This window comes from Terrisphaera buseokensis, from assembly GCF_047521145.2.
Lineage (GTDB): Bacteria > Verrucomicrobiota > Verrucomicrobiia > Opitutales > Opitutaceae > ER46.
This window is the reverse complement of the sequence record NZ_CM134186.1, coordinates 6,305,131-6,323,709: the sequence shown is the minus strand read 5'-3', so window position 1 is coordinate 6,323,709 and position 18,579 is coordinate 6,305,131. Positions and strand designations below refer to the sequence as shown.

The following is an 18,579-nucleotide window of genomic DNA, read 5'->3' as shown; positions in this document are numbered from 1 at the left end:
TTTTGAGCCCATTTCAGGGTGGTTTGGCCCCAAATGGCCTTCGGGTATTGCCTGGCATCGCCGTCATGTAAATTCGCGCATCTCGCCTTCAGCTGCCACACTCCCCGGGCATCGAATACGCTCGTTCGCCTTAATACCAATCGCTCTTTGCCTTTGGACTTTAGCCGTGGCTACGAGCGCCAGCGAGTGGCCGTTCGGCCACTCGCTGGCGCTCGTAGCCACGTTCGATCCAGAAGTCCAAAAGCAAGGAGCGATTGGCATCAGAGAGAATGTATCCGGTGGTTGATGCTGGCGGGGCGCCCTCACCCCGCGGCTTGGGCGGGTCGAATCGATCTGCGGGGTGAGGGCGCCCCGCTTCCATCGGTTACCGTTCGACTGAACCGACTCTAATGTCCCGTCAGCGCCGTTACACTCGGCCTAATGGTAAGGGCGGCCCCGGCGGCTCCGTTACTTGAACATCGGATCCGCCGGATTTCCGGAACTGAGCAGATAGGCCAGCAGGTCCTTCAATTCGTCCTCGCTGAGCGAATTGATTAGCCCCGGCGGCATCATTGACGTGCCAAAGGCCTTGCGGGACTTCACAGCCGACACCTTCACTTTGACCTTTTCGTCGGGGGCAAAGGGGTTGGCCATGACCAGAAGTTCGCCGTTTTCCTCGCCGACGACCCGTCCGACGATGGTGTCGCCGTCACTGCGCTCGATTTCCTCGCTGCCGAACTGGTCGCTGATGACTTTCGAAGGTTCGATGATGTTTTCCAGGAGATCTCGAATGCTGTAACGGCCACCGGAGCCGGTCAGATCGGGGCCGACACCGCTGGTGCCTTCGTTGCCGAATTTGTGACAGACGATGCACGCCGCAGCCGAGAACATCGCCTGGCCGCGGGCGAAATTGCGCCCGGTGAGCTTGGCCGGCATGGCAGCCATGGCGTCCGGCACGGTATACGCGCGACCCGGACCCTTGGGCGTGAACGCCGGAGCCGCGAACGAGGCAGGGGCCGGTTTTGAGAGGGCGTCGAGGGCCGCGCGGTCGGTGCGGTCGATCACGTTGGCCAACGATTCCGTACGGATGTTCTGGATGAAGCCCCCGAAACTGTTGCCGCCTTTCCAGGTTCGGGTGCGCGAGAACCAAGAGAAATACTCCGTGCGCAGTTTTGGCGTCCAGCCGACGGTCGCGTTGCGCAGATTGTAAGCGTAGGCGATCTGCTGGCGGTCGGGGCGGCTGTCCGCGACGCTGTTCACGACCTTGCCATAGCTGTCGTTTCGGGCGTTCACGGCGGCGCCTCCGAGGTCCTCGCCGTACACAGTCGGAGGTTCAGACACACTGAGGAGCGGCACGATTTTGCCGACGACCTGGGTCGAACCGAGGTAGATGAGGAGGGCCGAAAGCTCGCGATTGACGAGTGGATCGGCGTGGGGGAAATGACGATCCAGTTTTGCGGCGATCGCGGCGCACGTTTCGGGCGTCGGCTTGCCCATGCGGGTGAAGGCGAGTTGCCATGCGCGCAGCAGTGGCTGGCGCAACTCGTCCGGCTGCGCGCCGAAATCAAGTCGGCCGAGCGCGGCGATGATTTTCGGTTGAAGCGATTTGTCCCCAACGCGGGCGAGCGCAATGAGTGCCTCGATGGAGGCCTGCGGCTGCAACTCCGCAAGGGCGCGGTCGGCCCATTTTTCGGCGGGCTGGCGCTCAATCGCCACGCGCGCGGCGAAGCGGACGGACCGATCCTTGCTGGCAAGATGGGGCCAGGCGGTGTCGATGGCTGAGGGCCCCGTGCCTTCGGCGTGAAGCGTTTCGAGGGATCGGCGGAGCTTGGCCGCCTCGGTGGGGCCGGGAAGTTTGGCGGGCGCGGTGCTCTCGCCGCCGGTATACGTGACGCGGTAGAGCGCCGACTGCGTGCGGCGACCACCGACGGTGAAGTACATCGCTCCATCATTCGGGTTAACGATCACGTCAGTGAAGGGGAGCGGTTTGCCGGAAACGAACTCAGTCTTCTCGCCGCGGAAGGTCGCACCGTCGGGGGTGAGATTGATCGCGTAGAGCGTGCCGAAGGTCCAGTCGGCGGCGAAAAGCGCGTGCTGGAACTTCGCTGGAAACCTGGCGCCAGTGCCGAACGTGACACCCACCGGGCAGCCCGGGCCGATGTTGACGACTTCACCGAGACTGTCCGCGTAGTAGGACGGCCAGCGTCCGGCACCGCTGCGCCAGCCGAAGTCACCGCCATCGACCGCGTGGTTGATCCGCGTCGGCATATACCACGGCGATCCTTGATCCCATTCCATGTCGGAATCGTAGGTGAACAGTTCGCCGTTCTGATCGAAGGCCATGTCGTACTGATTACGGAACCCGATCGAGAAGAGCTCGATCGACTTGCCCTCGGGATCCGTCCGGGCGATGTAGCCGCCGGGAGCGAACTTGTTGCGCGCGTGCCCGCGGGCGTCCCACATGCGGGGCAGGAGATGATCCTCGCCCCACGCGACCATGCGGGCCTGCTCCATGGCCTTCGGCAGATCGGTGTGGTTGCCGTTGGCAAAGTAGATCGACTTGCCGTCGGGCGAGAGCACCAGCGCGTGCGTGCCGTGTTCGCCGGAGCCGTTCATCGGCCGCAGAAATTCGACCTGGTCAAATTGGTCGTCGCCCTTGGTCGAACGCACGCGCCACAAGCCAGTCTTGCCGCGCTGCTCGTTGACCATGACGTAGAGGCTGTCGAATGCGTAGAGCAGGCCGTGAGCGCCGACTTCGAGGCGGGGACCGGTGTCGGCTTTCGCCTTCTCCTTCTTCGGCGCGGCGTCCGGCTCGACCGCAGGAGCGTTGGGTAACGTGAACTTCGTGAAATCGATCGCCAGGTGTTCCACCTTGGTCCCGGCCGTGGTGCCGAGCGGCGGCAGCGTGATGCGGTAGATGCCGCCGTACTGATCGCTGGTGAGGATGCGGCCCTTGGGATCAAGGGCCATCGCGACCCACGAGCCCTGGTCGCCCTTGGGCACGGTGTAGACAAGTTCAACCTTGAAACCAGCTGCGACCTGAATCGCGGAGGGATCCGTGGCCGTGACGAGCGCGGCCATCTTGGCGCGCGAGCTCACGCCGGGTGGCTCATCGCCTGCCGCGGCGCTTTTTTTCTTGGGCGATTGGCCGAACAGCACAGCGGGGAGGACGAGAAACGAGAGTAGGGTGCGGAACATGGTAGGGAATCGGTGATCGGTGAAAGGCAGGCAAGGAGCGGATGCGAAGCGGCGTGGGCTGAACTGAATCGAGTGAGTCTGGGTCACCGCGTTTCCGGCAACGAGGCAAATGGTAATCGTTGGGTCCAGAGCGCCGTGCGCTTAGAACAGAGTCCGCGAGCAGACGTCCAGTGTCGTTAGAATTTGTAGGTCGTGCTCACGAAATAAGCCCGCGGCTGTACGGGGACGTATTGCAGCATCGTGTCCGAGCCGGTGGCGGGCAGTGACGTGAAGCTCTGGCGATCACCGGGGTTCACGCCCCAACCACGCCAGGTCATCACGCCTTCACTGTCGGTGAGGTTGTTGATGTTGAAATTGACCGAGAACCGGCGGGTGAACGTCCAACCCATGCCGAGATCAAACTGGTTGAACCGCGGCAGCATGATCACGTTGGCCGCGTTGCCGGCGCGCTCGCCCATGTGTTTCCAGCCGAGGTTGGCGAAGTACTTCGGCGTCCGGTAACTGAGCGTCGTGTTCAGGATGAAATCCGGGTTGTTGTCGGCGGGCCGGCCCGAGAGATCGAGGTAGGTGTCGTCGGCGCTGCCGTTGACCCCGGCCTGGAAGATTTTCCACACGTCATTCTTGGCCTTCTGCGCCGTGAACACACTGCGCACGCTCCAGCGTTCGGTCAGTCGAAGCGTGCCGTCGAGCTCGAGACCGTAGGAGGTCGTCGAATTGTAGACCGGATCGGGGAAATACAGCGTGATGCCGTCGGCCTCGGTGGCCTGGTTGATGCCGAGAATGTTGTCGAGGTGACTGTAGAACGGCGTGGCCGTGAGCGTCACGCGGCCGAGCTTCAGACGGTACCCGAGTTCGGCCTGCTGGATGGTTTGCGGCCGCGGCTTGAGGTTGTTGATGCGAAACAGGGAATTGTAGTTCCGGAAGAAACCGTAGTCCGGCGCCTTCTCGCCGTCGGCGTAGCGGACGTAGAAGGAGTTTTCGTTGTTGATGACGAAGTTGCTCGCGGCCGACCACGAGAAGCTGCGGACGTTTTTGTCGAAGGCCCATTTGCCGGCCGGGTTCGGGACCTGAAAGCGATTGTCGTACATCGTGAACGGATTGCCGTCCGCGCCGCCGTACGTCGGGTCCCAGTTGCCGCGTGCATTCTGGCTGCCCGATTGATTGTAGCCTTTGACGAGATAGTTCTCGCTGCGGAAACCCCAGTCGATGCCCCAGCGCGGCGTGATCTCCCACTTGTGGCCGAAGAAATACGCGAACTGACGCGCGATGGCTTCGTCGCGCACGTAGCCGACGCCCAGCGCCGTGAAGCCCTCGGGATTGGTCAACTGCACGGGTTGTCCGGCAAAGCCGGCGACCGCGGTGAGCGCCGCGGCGGGCGTGCCGGCCGGAGCGGTGGCGGCGGTGGCGGGAATCCAGGTGATCGACAGCGGCTCGGGTTGTTCGGTGAGCGGTGACGCCGTGCGCCCACCACTCGACTGGCGGTCGGAAATGTCGGAGTAGCCGAAATAGCCGCCGCCGACGAAAGTGTGGCCGCGCCATTTCTTCGTGACGGTGAGATTGTCCATGATCTCATCCATGTGCTCGTTCGCCACGCGACCGTTGTTGGTCCAGAGCGCCGCGGGCACGATCTGGCCGTTGGGGAGATTGGCGAACCGCACGACCTGGCCGACGTTGTTCAGCGCGTTGGCGTTGACGGTGTAGTTGCCGTTGGACGTGACCTCGGCGTAGACGGCGCCGTTCTTCCGATCCGTGAACCGGTACAGGCCGGCGGGCACGCGACCGTTCTGGCCGCCGCCGCTGAACTGGATGCCCATCGTGCTGAAAAAATTCGGCCACTCGAGCGAACGCGGCGTGACGCCAGAGCTGGAGTTCCAGTCGGCCCAGTTGCGGCTGGCGCGGACGTTGTTGCTGATCGACCAGCCGTCGCCGAACTCGTGCTTCCACTCGGCGCCGACATAACGCGAACGCGAGCGCACGGCGTCGGTGGTGTCGAAGGTGGCGAATTTGTCGTCCGCCTCCCGCGGATACTGGAACGACGCCTTGGGAAACAGGTTCGTGCTGAAACGGCTCAGCCCGGGGTACTGCTTGGGATTCTGCGGGTCGCGCGCGAGCAGGTACTCGTACCAGTGATTCCGATCGTCGAGATACTTGCCGTAGAGTTTCAGCGAGCCCTGTCCGTAATCCTTGAATACGTTGCCGTGGAGCCCGAAGCCGTTGTTCATCGGGTAGCCGTTGGCCGGGCGATGACCCTCGGCGTAACGGTAGAAACCGCCGCCGTTGTACACCCAACCCTTGGTGCCGAGCGGTCCGCCCATCGTCAGATCGGCGCGGTACTGCGGCGAGCCCTCGCCCTCGAGACCAAGGCGCGTGCGGAGTTCTCCGCCGAAGCGCGACGTGCCCGTGCGCGTGATGTAGTTGAAGACGCCGCCGGGCGAATTGGACGACGTGATCGAGGCGCTGCCGCCGCGCACGGCCTCGACGCGCTGCAGCGTGGCATCGGGCCGGTTGAAGTAGCCGGCGCCGAAGTTGCCGAAATTGACGTTGGTGAACGGCAGGCCGTCCTCCTGCATCGACACGTAGTAGGTGCCGTTCGCGCCGTCGCTGCTGTCCGCGGAAATGCCGCGCGAATACACCATGCCGCGGATTTCACCGAGGGATGAGTTCACGAATACACCCGCGACGTTGAGCAGCATGTCGTCCGCGCTGAGTGCGACCTGCTCGGCCAGCATGTCGGCCGAGAGCGCGGTGATGGCCGTCGTGGCCTTCTTCGTTTCCGTGGCGTTGAAAACCCCGGTGACGACAAACTCGTCGAGTTTGAGGGCGGAGCCGGCGGCGGGCGCGGTGGCGGCGGGTGGTGGAGTAGGCGCGACCTGAGCGAACGCGCCAGGAGTCAAGGCGAGCAGCAGCGGGACCAGACGGATTGCGGGGGTGGCAGGGGAGGAGTTCACGGGGTAGTGGTTAAGGAGGCACCGACTCACTTGGGTGGGACAGAATCAACAGAATGGACAGAAGGGTTCGGCCCGGAGCTGGGCGGCATTCTGGAAATTTTGTCCATTCTGTCCAAAGTTTGCAGACTAGAATCTCCCGTTCACGCCGACCGTGATCGTCGTGCCCGGATAGTTGTAATACTCCACCTGGTCCGCGAAACCGCGGTAGCGCTTCTGCGGGACGTTGGTGAGGTTATCGATGTCGAGGGTGAGATTGACGCTCGGCCGCACTTGGTAGGAGAAGCCAAGGTTGATGAGGTTGCGCTTCACGCGGTAGAGATTCCGCCACGGGCTCGCGCCACCGTAGCTGGTGAGGAACGTGGTCGCATAGTTGGAGAGGATGCGCGTGCTGAAACTGCGATAGCGCCACGAGAGGCTGGCGTTGGCGGTGCGCGGGACGAAGCCCGCGACCTGGCCGCTCGTGACATTGGAGGTGCCAGTGAATTTCCCGTGGGTGTCGAGCACCGTGTAATTGAACATGCCGCTCAGGCCTTTCAGCACGCCGGGCAGAAACGTGTACTGCTGCTGATAGCTGAACTCCCAGCCCTGCACGATCGCGGTGCCGGCGTTGGCCGTGGTGAGAATCGTCCAGCCGGGATACTCGCCGTTGAAACCGTTGTCGTTGCCGGTGGCGATGGTGCCGGACTCGATCCCGCTCACGATGTAGTCCCTGATCGTCTTGTGGAACCAGCCGATCGAGAGATTGCCGACGGGCTCGAAGTAGTACTCGAGCGTGGCGTCCCAGTTGCGCGACGTCTGCGGAAGCAGCGAAGGATTGTTGATCGTGAGCGTGGGCCGTCCGCCGAGGTTGGCGTTGGCCTCGTTGGGCGTTTCGCCCGGGGTGAGATTGCCGAAGCCGGGGCGGCCGAAGCTCGTGGACCAGCTCGCGCGCGCTTTCAGGTTCGGCGTGATGTCGTGCGAGAGATGCAGACTGGGAAACGGCTTGGTGTAGTCGCCCTCGGTGGTGCGGCGGTTGTTGGCGTAGTCGACCTGGGCTGCGGCGACGGCCGTCGCCTCGTTGGCCGTCGCTGCGGTGCCGCTGAGCCGGCGCGCGCGCACCCAGCCGAAGGCCTCGTTTTCCGTGCGCTCGACGCGCACGCCGCCGAGGAAACCCGTGCGGCCGAGCAGGCCCGTGCTGCCGAGCTTGCCCTGCGCCATCGCGTAGGCGGCGGAGACGGTCTCGGTCGCGTCGGTGAAGCCGGTGTATTTCGTCGTCTCGCGGAAATAGAAATCCTCGCGCCAGATCGTCGGATCGGTGACCTCGCGCGCGCGGATGAAGTGCGAGGCCTCCCATTGCGGCAAGGCGCGGCCCGTCTTCACTTGATCCATCAGGAGAATCGACGGTTCGGCGCGCAGCGGACCGGTGCCGATGTAGTTCCAGCGGCGTGACGCGCTGGTGGCGCCGACGACCTGCTCGCGCCAGACGAAGCCGCTCTTGAGTGCGACGGGAAACGCCAGCGGCAGATTGTAGCGGGCGTCCGCACGCAGCTCGGTGACCTCGTGAAGCTGCGTGTTGTTGCCGTTGGTGAGCGCGTTCGTCGGGGAAGGACGGTAGTTGGCGGGATTGGTGAAATCGGGGCCGCCGTTCTGGATGAACTTGGGAAACAGATCCGACTCGCGCCGATCAATGATCCAGCCGGCGCCGGTGAGGCGGTTGACGAGCACGCCGCCCTCGCCGTTGCCAATGTTGATGTGCGTCTGGGTGTAGCGGGCATTGTACTCTAGCTGCCACGGGCCCCAGTTGTGCTCGGCGCCGAGATCGGCGCGGCGCAGCCGGTTGAAGAAGTTGTTCGGTCCCGTCATCGTGATGTCGATCGTTGACGCGGCAACGGGACGTACGGTGGTGACGCGATCGGTGAAGCCCGGCTCGATGCCGTTGGCCGCGGTCGTGGCGACAGCGGGATTGAAGATGGCCTGATTAGTGAACGCGCGCGTGTCGTACTGGCGGCGGTAGACTTCAGAGTGATCGATGTAGCTCGCAAGGAACGAGAGCTTTGTCGCCGGCGAGAGCCGGTAGTCCACCTTGGCCGTCACGTTCTTCTGGCGGCGGTGGTTGTAGACATCGCCGGTGCGGTAGTCCCAGAGATAGCCGGGCTGCGTGGCCGTGTTCTGGAAATCGCGCTGCGAGGTGAACCAGCCGAGCGCGGTCTCGCTGTTGAAGAGGCTGACGTTGACGCCGAGATTCCGGCTGCCGCCAAACGCGTCGAACACCTCCGAGTAGCCGAGGTTGGCGAGACCGTGCGTGCGCCGCTCCTCGCGGATGGGAATCTGCTGGGTGAACGACGGCGCGATGCGCGCGCTGAGCGTGTAGGTGACGCGACGCTTTTCGCGCATCGAGAGCGGCGAACGGCTCTTGAAGTTGATCGTGCCGCCGAGGGAGTCGGCGCCCTTGTCGGGCGTGTGGCCCTTGATGAGTTCCACCTGCTCGAACATCGCGCCCGTGATGTTGTTGACGAAAATCGACCGGCCCGCGCCGCCCTGGCCGGTGAGCATCGCGCCGTCCATCGTGACGGTGTTGAGGCCGGACGTCATGCCGCGGACGGTGAAGCCCGAGAGATTGCCGCCGGCATCAAGCTCGCCGTAGATGCCGGGGAGACGAATGGCGACCTCGCCGGCGTTCATGTTGGGCAGATTGCCGAACGAGTCGGTGGCGGCGACGTTCTTGAGGTTCTCGGCGTTGCGCGCCGCGGTGATGGCCGCCGCGCCGCCCTCGCGTTCACCGGTGACCTTGAAGGCATCCAGTTTGTAGATACCCGTCGTGAGATCGAAATTCCGCACGACCGCCTGGCCCGCGGCGACGGCGACCGTGGCTCGCATGGAATCAAGGCCGGTGTAGGAGGCGACAATCTCGTGCGTCCCGGCCGGCAGCGCGGACAGCACGAACCGGCCGGTGTTGTCGGAGAGGACAACCAGCTTGAGCGCCGGCACCTCGACGCGGGCGCCTTCGAGGAGATTGCCGGTGGCGAGATTCGAGACGTTGCCGGAGAGCGTGGCGGTGCCGTCGGCAGCGCGGGCGCCGCAGACCAGCGAAACGACGAAAGCGAGATGAACAAGGAGTCGCCGGGCGCGGGTGGTCAGCGGGTAATTCAGAGTTTGCATGGGATGGTTGGTGGGTGGGTCGCTACAGGGGCGTGGCTCGTCCACGCCCGCGAAAGCGAAGGCGGACGCAAAAGGGCAATGGTTACGGCGGAGTCTGCGCGGGCGCCGACGAGTCGCGCGCCACGAAATCGGTTTTGTGCGCATCACCCTTTGCCTTCAGGCCCGCAGCGTGGTTACGAGCGCCAGCGAGCGGTCGTTCGAGCACTCGCTGGCGCTCGTGGCCACGGTCAATCATGCGGTCCGAAAGCACGGGTGATGGGGTGTTATTTCGCTGTGAGGTTAGAAGCGGCCGTTTACGCCGAGCGTGATCGTGGAGCCCGTGATGCTCGTGCTCTGCATCTGATCGGGGATGCCGCGATAGCGCGTCTGCGGTTCGTTAAAGAGATTGTCGATGTCGAGGGTCAGCGTGAGCGCGGGCCTCACCTGGTAACCGACGCCCAGCGTGGTGATCGTGCGATCGAAGCGGTACAGGTTGCGCCCGAGGCTCGCGGGCGAATACGTCTGCAGGTAACTGCTCGTGTGATTGACGAGGAAGCGCGCGCTGTACGCGCGATGCCGCCACGTGAGCGCGAGATTCGACGTGCGGGGAATGAACCCGGCCACTTGTCCGCTGGTCAGCTGCGTGCTGCCACCGAAGTCGCCGTGGGTCGTGAGCACCGTGTAGTTCGCCGCCACCGCGAGACCGCGGAGCAGTCCGGGGAGAAACGTGAGCTGCTGCGTGTAGCTGAACTCCCAACCCTGCACGAACGCGGTGCCGGCGTTGGCGGACGAGAGCCGCGTGAAGCCGGCGTACTCGCCATTGTAGCCGTTGTCGGTGCCGTTCGCGATCGTGCCGCCGTTGATGCCGCTGACGATGTAGTCCTTGATCGTCTTGTGGAACCAGCCGATCGAGAGATTGCCGACGGGTTCGAAGTAGTAATCGAGCGTCGCATCCCAGTTCGTCGCGGTCTGCGGCAGCAGGCTCGGGTTGTTCGTCGTGAGCGTCTGGTTGGTCTCGTTGATCGTTTCGTTGGGCAGCAGGTTCGTCAGCGCCGGCCGGCCGAAGCTCGTGGACCAGCTGAGCCGCGCCTTGAGGTTCGGCGTGACGTCGTGGGTCAGATGCGCGCTGGGAAATGACTTGGTGTAGCCGCCCTCGAGCTGGCGGCGCGTGCCGGCGTAATCGCGTTGGGCCGAGCCCACGGGATCCGCCGCCTGCTGCGCCGCGGTGCTGCCCTGGCGGGCACGCACCCAGCCCCAGCTCTCTGTCTCCGTTTTCTCCGTACGGACACCGGTCAGGAAGGTCGTCGCCTTGTAATGCGCCTGACCCATCACGTAGCCGGCGGTGATGAGTTCCTTCACGCCGCGCGTGCCGGTGTACTGGACCTGCTCGCGGTAATAGAGGTCTTCACTCCAGAGCGACGGCGTGATCGGGTTGCGCTCGCGGATGAACTGGGCCGATTCCCAGCGGGGCAGGTTGAGTCCGGTCTTGTGCGCATCCCAGGTCTTGATGCTCGAGTCGGCGGGCAGGCCCGCGGCCGCGACATAGTTCCAGCGTCGCGCGCTGCTCGAGTCGTCGGCCTTCGTCTCACGGACCTTGAAGCCCGTCTTGAAGAACGCGGGGAACGCCGTGCCCAGCGTGTAACGGGCGTCGCCGCTCGCCTCGCCGATGCCGATGTTGTTTCCCGTGTTGGCGTTCGTGAAACCCTGGGGTGCGACGCGGTAGTTCGCCGGGTTGGTGATGTCGGGTCCGGCGGTCTGAATCAGCTGCGGATAGAGATCGGAGCCGGTGCGATCGAGGATCCAGCCGACGTTGGTGAGCCGGTGCACGAGCGTGCCGGATTCGCCGCCGTTGCCGGAGTTGATGTGCGTCTGACTGTAGCGTGCGCCGTATTCGAGGAAGAGCGGACCGAACGTGTGCTCGGCGCCGGCGTCAAAGTGCCGCAGCCGGTTCCACGTCGTGACCATGCCCGCGGTGATCTCAAGGGTCGAGGCGGGCACCTGCCGCACCTGCGTGATGCGGTCGGTATAGCCGGGCTGGATACCCGCGGTGGCGGTGGTGCCGACGACCTGGTTGGTGAAGGCCCGCAGCTCCAGCGTGCGGCGGTCGGTGACATTCGTGTCGTTGTAAACCGAGTTGAACTTCAGCTTCGTCGCGGCGGACAACCGGTAATCCACCTTCAGGTTGAAACTCCACTGCTTGCGGTTCGCATAGAAGTCCGTGGTCCGGTAGTCCCAGAGAAACGCGGGCGCGCGCGTCGTGTTTTCAAAATCGCGCGTCGTGATGAAGTAGCTGACGACGTTCTCGCTGTAGAAGAGATTGAACGACACGCCGAGGTTCCGCTCGCCGCCGAAGACGTCGAACACCTCCTGGTGCGCGACGTTGATGACCGGGTGCAACCGGTGTTCCTCGCGCATCGGCACCTGCTGGCTGAACGACGGTGCCAGCCGCGCGCCGAGACTGTACGTCGTGCGCCGCTTCTCGCGCAGATTGAGCGGCGAGCGGCTCTTGAGGTTGATCGTGCCGCCGAGCGAATCGGCGCCCTTGTCCGGCGTGTGGCCTTTGATCAACTCGAGCTGCTCGAGCATCGTGCCGCTGAAATTGTTCAGCATGGTGTTGCGGGCCATGCCGCCCTGGCCGGTGAGCTGGCCGCCATCCAGCGTGATGGTGTTGAGGCCCGGGCCCATGCCGCGAATCGTGAAACCCGTGTAGGTGCCGCCGTCATCGGGATTGCCGGCGATGCCGGGCAGGCGGATCGCCACCTCGGCGGCGTTGAGATTCGGGAGATTGCCGAAGGAGTCGGTGGCGACGACGTTCTTGACGTTGTCGGCGTTGCGCTGGGCGGTGATCGCCGCCGCGCCGCCTTCGCGTTCACCAGTGACCTTGAAGGCATCCAGTTTGTAGATACCCGCGGTCAGATCGAAATTGCGCGTCGCCGTCGCGCCATCGTTCACGGTGATGGTGGCCCGCACGCTATCCAGGCCGGTGTAGGACACGACGACCTCGTGCGTGCCGGCCGGCAGCGCGGCGAGGACGAAGCGGCCGGTGTTGTCGGTCAGGGCGCTCACACCGAGCGCGGGTACTTCAACGCGCGCGCCTTCGAGCAGGTTGCCGGTCGCGAGGTTGCTGACGTTGCCGCTGAAGGTGGCCGCGAGCGCGTCGGCGGCAAGCGCACCGAGCGCGAGGACGAGTGACGCGACCGCGCGCCCGCGCGTACGCGGGAAAAGGGGAGGGGTAGGCATGGGGTGGGGTCAGGGGGCCCGCTGCTCCCGCAGCGGGCAATCGAAACGCTGACAAAACGCGGCGCGGGAGCGCGCGGGGTACGGAGTCTGGTCAGTCATGGGAGGCGCGTGGATCGACCACGCCCCACCCGGATGATTCAGGGCAGCGTCTTCAGCTGCACGTTCTTGAACTGGACGGTCATCGGCGGGCCTTGGTGGAGTTGCAGCGCGATGACGCCGGACTTGGAGGCGAGGTCGGGGCTGGCGTCGGTGACATCCGCGGTGAGCGTGCCGTTGACGAAGTGCTGCAGGTGATTGCCGTTCGCGACGATTCGGAGCTCGTTCCATTCGCCGAGCTTGTAGGCAGCGGCGATGTCCGCCGTGGGTGTGGCACCCGGAAGTTTGTCGACCTGCGTTTGCGTGCGCTTGCCACCCTTCTTCTTGGCGTCGTCGACCGTCGTCGTGGCACCGATGCGGATTTTCTCACCGGCCGTCATCAGGATGCCGCGGCCCTTTTCCTCGTAAAGCATGCCGGTGTACTTGAACGGGGAATCGATGTCGGCCTGGTAGCCGCCGACGACAAACGTCGCCGCATCCATCACCTTGCTGCGGTATTGCACGCCGGAGTTCGCGCGATTCTCCGGGTTCTGCGCGGTGAGCTTGAACTGCAGGCGCAGCTCGAAATTGGCCGGCTTGGCGTCCTTGTAGACGAGAAACGTATTCGCCTTGAGCACCTTTTCCGCGGTGGTCTGGCCGGTCAGCGCACCGTCGCGCACGGACCAGAAATCGGCCGTGCCTTCCCAGCCGGAAAGGTCCTTGCCGTTGAAGAGCGATTTGAAGCCGCTGTCGGCGGCGAAGGAAAGCGCGGCGAAGCCGAGCGAGAGGAAGGCGAGGCGGAGTTTCATGGGGAAAGAGGTTGGGGTGGCTACGAGCGCCCGCGAGTGGACGTCCACTCGCGGGCGCTCGTGGCCACGCTGGAGTCTAGTGTTTGTGTTCAGTGGCCGCTGCGGCCGGTGCCGCCGGAGCGGGGTTGGCTTTCAAATAAGCGTCGACGTCCTTCGTGACGACCAGCTGGCCGTACATCACGGTCCAGTGACCGGGGAATGTGCAGACGAATTCATATACGCCTTCCTCGCGAATCGGCCGAATTTTCAACGACTCGCTCTGACCCGGTTCGAGGAGCTTGGTCGCGGCGATGATCTCGCGCGACTCCGGCACCCAGGCGCGGCCGCTCCGGTCCACGAACTCCGGGGGCAACGCCAGCGCGGCGGTGGCCACACGCTCGCGCGCGCCCGGTTCCACCACGACAAGATTGTGCGGCATGACATCCGGGTTCTCGAAGATCAGTTCAAAGGCCTTGTTCTGCTGCACTACAATGCGGGGCGTGTCGTAGCGCATTTGCTCGACGACGGAGCGCACGACGTAGACGCCCACGCGCAGCCGCGTGATGGTCTTGCGCATGGTTTCCGCCTCGGTGGCCGGTAGCGCGCCCGCGAGTTCGTCGGCGATTTGAATCGTCTCCACGTAGTCGCGGCTCGTGCGCTCGCTGACATGCGTCTTGCCGGCCCACGCGACCAGCGCCTGCGTGACCGGCGCGATCGAAGCCGCGGGCCACGTGTTGCGCGGCAGCGACCGAATGCCCTGCGCGGCGGCTGGCACCTGGTAGCCGCGTTCGATCAGCGAGGTCAGCGTGGCGAACACCGCTGCCGGTTCACGGCGCGTGCTCACGAGCGAACGAATCGCGTCCCGCTGCGTCGCGGCGATGATGTGGTCGGGACCCTGGTAGTCCGTGATCGGTCGCGCGAGCAGCTCCATCATGCGCTCATACGCGGTCGCGCGGATCGTCGGATTGGGCAGCAGGTGAATGCCGCCGATGAGACTCTGCAACGACAAGGGAGAGCCGGCTGCTTCCTTCCAGGCCGGATCGAGCGAATCATCGGCCAGGGCGACGCCGGCCCAGCCAAACGAACGAGCCTCCGAGGTATCCGTCAGGCCGAGTTTCAACAGCGCCGCGCGGTGCGGCTTCAAGTCCGCGGGCGGCTGTGCGAGCAGCAGCCGGCCCACGCCGCGCACGTCGATCTCCGCGGGAGAATCAATCGTCGCGAGCAGCAGGCTGACGGCCGGGGCGTTGCGCTGCTTGACCAGCGCCGCGAGGGCCTCGGCGCGGACCGCGTCGTTGACGCCCCGACGGCCCAGAATGTTTTCCGAGACTTCCGCGGTGCGTGGCATCTTGAGCAATTCCGCCGCGCTCAACGTGCGCAGCAGATAACGCACGCTCGCCGGATCGCCACCGGCGATCGTGGCACCTTCGCCGATGCTCTTGCGCCACTGCGGGCGCAGCTGGCGGAGGGTTTCGCCGATGGTGTAGTCGAGATAGTAATCCACGTTGAGCTTGGTCGCGGCGAGGGCGACTTCGGTGGCCTGTGCGACGGGAAAGAAACTCGCCGCGCGCACGGCTTGCAGGCGCACGCGGGGATTTTCATCCGACGCCAGCCGCTGCAATTCGCTCAACGCATTCGGCACGCGATCGCGCCAGTAGCAGAGCACACGGACGGCGGCGGCGCGGGCGTTGGCGTTGGGCGAACGCAGGAGGCGCGAGAGCAGGTCGACGTCGACGACGTTGTGCCACTGGTGCACCCAAAGCGCTTCGAGCAGGTGATGCGCGTAGTCGGGCGCTTTTTGATCGAGCGCGGCAGCCCAGGATTTCGTGGCGGCAATCACTTTGGCGCTGTCGTGCTTCCCGAGTTCCACCTTGGCGAGATTGCGGATCTGGTTTTCCCGACGCTTGAGCAGTTCGAGCAGCGCGGGAATCGGTTCGCCGTCGATCTTCGGCTGCCACGAGAGCGGCCGGCCCTCGGCGGTTATGCGATAGATGCGGCCGTGCTCGTGATCGCGGTTGGAGTCGCGCAGGTGGCTCTGCAGATGGCCGATGAGCGGATTGTGCCAGTCAATGACGTAGAGCGCGCCGTCGGGACCGGTCGCGGTGTCGATCGGACGGAAGTTTTTGTCCGTCGACGAAACGATGTCCTTCTCGCGCGTGCCCTTGATACCCGCGCCGTCGTCGGAAAGATCCACGCGGAAGATGCCCTGGAAGCCGATGACATTCGGATTGAGATAATCGCCCCAGTACTCGTCGGGGAAATGCGCGCTCGTGAGAATCGTGCTGCCGGCCGAGGGCCGCGACGGGCGGTCCCAGATGGTTTTCATCTTCGGGTGCTTCGCCGGATAGTCGATCTGGCCGCTGAACGCCGGGCCGAAGTAGGTGTTGTTGCCGGTGGCGTCGGTGATGAGATCGTTGCCCCAGTAATCGAACGCGCGACCGTGCGGATTGGCGAAGCCGTACGCGATGTAGGTCTCGAACTTGGACGTCAGCGGCTCGTAGCGATAGATCGCGCCGTCGATGTTGCGGACGGCGCCGGCAACGGTCTCGACCTGCGAGCGGTGAAACACGCCGTCGCTGAACAGAATCGCGCCGCCCGGCTCGTAGATGAGCGAGTTGGCGGTGTGGTGCGAGTCGGCGGAGTCGAGGCCCATGAGGACGCGTTCCTTCCAGTCGCCCTTGCCGTCGCCATCGGTGTCGCGGACGAACCAGACGTCGGGCGCCTGCATGAGAAGAATGCCGTCCTTGAAAAACTGGAAACCGGTCGGGCAGTTCAGGCCGTCGAGGAAGACGGTGCATTTGTCGGCGCGGCCATCCTTGTCGGTGTCCTCGAGGATGATGATCTTGTCCGCGATCTTCGACGTCGGCGTGCGTTCCGGATAGCTCGGCCACACCGCGACCCAGAGGCGGCCCTTCGTGTCGAAATTCATCTGCAGCGCCTTGGCCAGTTCGGGAAACTGCTTCTCGCTCGCGAAGAGATTCGCCTTCAGGCCGGGCGCGAGGGTCATGAGCTTGATCGCCTCGTCGCCGTCGATGAATTCGTACGTGCCGTCGACCTTCGGGCCGGGCTTGTTGGTGCCGAAGGCCGTGACGACGGGCAGCGGCAGCATCTCGACCGGACCGGTCTTGCCACTCGCGAGGGCCCAGGCCTTGCGTTCGAGATTCGTGGTCATCACGTCGCGCTGCGCCATCTCCTCCATCATGATTTGCGTGTTCGTGATCTTCGGCTGATCCGGGTGCGAGACGTACGCGATTTTCGAGCGGTCGCCGTAGACGTTGTAGCCGTCGACCGTCCGGTAGCGCGAATGCCACATCAGGTTCTTCTCGTTCACGGCGGCGCGCAGCTTGGCGGCCTCGGGCGTGTTCGTGGGCGGTGCGGCCTCACCGAAGAGCGTCGGGTAAATCTTCTCCGCCAGCTTGCCCTCGCCGGCCTCGTTGAGGTGCACGCCGTTGATCGTGAGCGGCTGGCCGTTCTTCGCGGCCTCGGCGAAGAGCGCCTGCGACGGCGCGAAGAGATCGACGAACGTCACGCCCGCCTGATCGCGTGCGACCTCGGCCATGGCCTGCGTGTAGGCGGCGAGGTTCGCGTTGACCTCGGGTTTGAACGTGTAGTTGGGATCCGGATGCTTCTCGGTCGCGATGGGCGAGAAGAGCACGATGCGCGGGGCGGCGAGGCTGTTGTAGTTCTTCGCGCGCGTCTCCTTGAGATAGGTGCCGAGGTCTTCCTTGAACTTCGCGATGCCCTCGGGGCCGGCGAAGGACTCGTTGTAACCGAAGAACGCAAACACGACGCCGGCCTGAACCTTGGTGAGCCACTCGTCGGGCGTGCCGAAATCCTTCGAGCGGGCGCGCGCGACGACTTCATCGCCGGAGACCGACAGATTGCGCACGACGATCTGATGCGCGGGATGCTTCGCGTGGATCATCGTCTCGAGCCAGCCGTGGTGCTGCATGCGATCCGCGAGGGCGTTGCCGACGATGGCGACGCGTTCGCCGGGATTTAGTTGGAAAGCGGTGGAGGCGTTGAGCGTGGAGGGTTGAGCGTTGAGCGTCGGAGCCGAAGCCATGGCGGCAGCTGCGGACTTCGTTGCGGCGGCGGCGGTTTTCTTCGCCGGCGCGGGCGTGGCGGCAGGGCGCGGCGCGCCCTCGGGCACGGTCTTGCCCAGCGCGTAGTCGGACGGCTTCAGGCCGATGCGGTAGCCCTTGAAACCGTACATGAGCGGCTTGTACGGATCGACGACGGTGACGTCGGCCTTGGCCGGAACGTTCAGTCCGGCGGCCCAGTATACGCCGTTCACGACGAGGCGGCGCAGACCTTCGTTCTCGAGATCGGTGGCGGCGCCGAGCGTGGTGGTGAAGATTTTGTTTTCCTTGCCGGCGTCGTTGCGATGCACGCGGGTCCACGCGACGGGCATCGCGGGGTCGTTGACGCCCTGCTCCTGTTTGTCGGTGGAGCGCTTCTTCTTGTAATCAGCGGGGGCGTCACTCGCATTCATGCCCTTGAGCACGAGGCCGCGGAGCAGGATCTTCGCGTCGGCCGGCGGATAGGCTTCGTAGACGTCGCTGTTGCCGAACACCTCGGTGACGCCGCGCAGCAAGGGATCGGTTGCGGCGGAGGCTTCGACGACGGCGCGCGTGGCCTCGATCTTGTGTTTGCCCCAGTGGCTGACCCAGGTCTCGCCGAGCACCTGTTTGCCGAAGCCGCCCGCGCCGGGATCCTTGCGGTTCCAGGTGTACTTTGACCACGGGCTCTCGGCGGGAAAATTGAAAGGGTGCGTCGAGGTGCGGAGCGCGATGATGGGCACGCCGCGTTTGTAGGCGGCTTCGAAGCGCTTCATGTCGGCGTCGGGCCAGTTGCGGAATCGTAGCGCCAGGATGATGACGTCGGCGGAATCGAGCGCCTCGGAACCGGGCAGAGATTTCTGGTTGTCGGGATTGATCGTGCCGTCGGGATCGAGCGCGAACAGCACCGTCGCCTTGAAGCCGTGGCGCTGGCTGAGGATCTTCGCGAGCATGGGCAGCGCTTCTTCGCTGCGGTACTCTTCGTCACCGGACAGCAGCACCACGTGCTTGCCTTTGGCGGTGACGCCGGCGGGCGGAGAAAAGACGAGCGAGGATTGCGCGACGGCGACGGCGAGCGTCGACACGAACAGGGCGAGACGGAGCACGGAGCGGAGGATCACGGGGAAAGGGGGGACGGACAGGAGACGGGGGACGGGAGACAGGGGGCTCAGCAGG

6 protein-coding genes are annotated in these 18,579 nt (G+C 64.6%); all 6 read right to left on the bottom strand.

All coding sequences use genetic code 11. The features are described from left to right. Nucleotides 1-447: 447 nt before the first annotated feature. The 6 genes from ACLJEU_RS23785 to ACLJEU_RS23760 all read right to left on the bottom strand — a co-directional run bounded on the left by ACLJEU_RS23785 (nucleotide 448) and on the right by ACLJEU_RS23760 (nucleotide 18,524). Nucleotides 448-3,177, bottom strand: a complete 2,730-nt coding sequence (locus tag ACLJEU_RS23785; RefSeq protein ID WP_414664028.1) for a c-type cytochrome — start codon at nucleotides 3,175-3,177, stop codon at nucleotides 448-450. A 176-nt stretch (nucleotides 3,178-3,353) separates the two neighbouring features. Further along, nucleotides 3,354-6,125, bottom strand: a complete 2,772-nt coding sequence (locus tag ACLJEU_RS23780; RefSeq protein WP_414664029.1) for a TonB-dependent receptor — start codon at nucleotides 6,123-6,125, stop codon at nucleotides 3,354-3,356. A gap of 126 nt (nucleotides 6,126-6,251) precedes the next feature. Next, nucleotides 6,252-9,263 carry a TonB-dependent receptor gene (locus ACLJEU_RS23775; protein ID WP_414664030.1) on the bottom strand — a complete coding sequence of 1,004 codons (3,012 nt, stop codon included), beginning with the start codon at nucleotides 9,261-9,263 and terminating at the stop codon, nucleotides 6,252-6,254. 279 nt (nucleotides 9,264-9,542) lie between these two features. Beyond that, nucleotides 9,543-12,482 (bottom strand): TonB-dependent receptor, encoded by a 2,940-nt coding sequence (locus ACLJEU_RS23770; protein WP_414664031.1) that lies wholly within the window; start codon nucleotides 12,480-12,482, stop codon nucleotides 9,543-9,545. 137 nt (nucleotides 12,483-12,619) lie between these two features. After that, nucleotides 12,620-13,366 carry a 3-keto-disaccharide hydrolase gene (locus ACLJEU_RS23765; protein WP_414664032.1) on the bottom strand — a complete coding sequence of 249 codons (747 nt, stop codon included), beginning with the start codon at nucleotides 13,364-13,366 and terminating at the stop codon, nucleotides 12,620-12,622. A gap of 76 nt (nucleotides 13,367-13,442) precedes the next feature. Next, on the bottom strand, nucleotides 13,443-18,524 hold the full coding sequence (locus ACLJEU_RS23760; protein ID WP_414664033.1) for a PVC-type heme-binding CxxCH protein: 5,082 nt from the start codon (nucleotides 18,522-18,524) through the stop codon (nucleotides 13,443-13,445). Nucleotides 18,525-18,579: the final 55 nt, after the last annotated feature.

Coding starts and splice junctions, on each gene's coding strand:
- ACLJEU_RS23770 (WP_414664031.1), bottom strand. CDS start 12,482: ATGCCTACCCCTCCCCTTTTCCCGCGTACGCGCGGGCGCGCGGTCGCG.
- ACLJEU_RS23785 (WP_414664028.1), bottom strand. CDS start 3,177: ATGTTCCGCACCCTACTCTCGTTTCTCGTCCTCCCCGCTGTGCTGTTC.
- ACLJEU_RS23775 (WP_414664030.1), bottom strand. CDS start 9,263: ATGCAAACTCTGAATTACCCGCTGACCACCCGCGCCCGGCGACTCCTT.
- ACLJEU_RS23765 (WP_414664032.1), bottom strand. CDS start 13,366: ATGAAACTCCGCCTCGCCTTCCTCTCGCTCGGCTTCGCCGCGCTTTCC.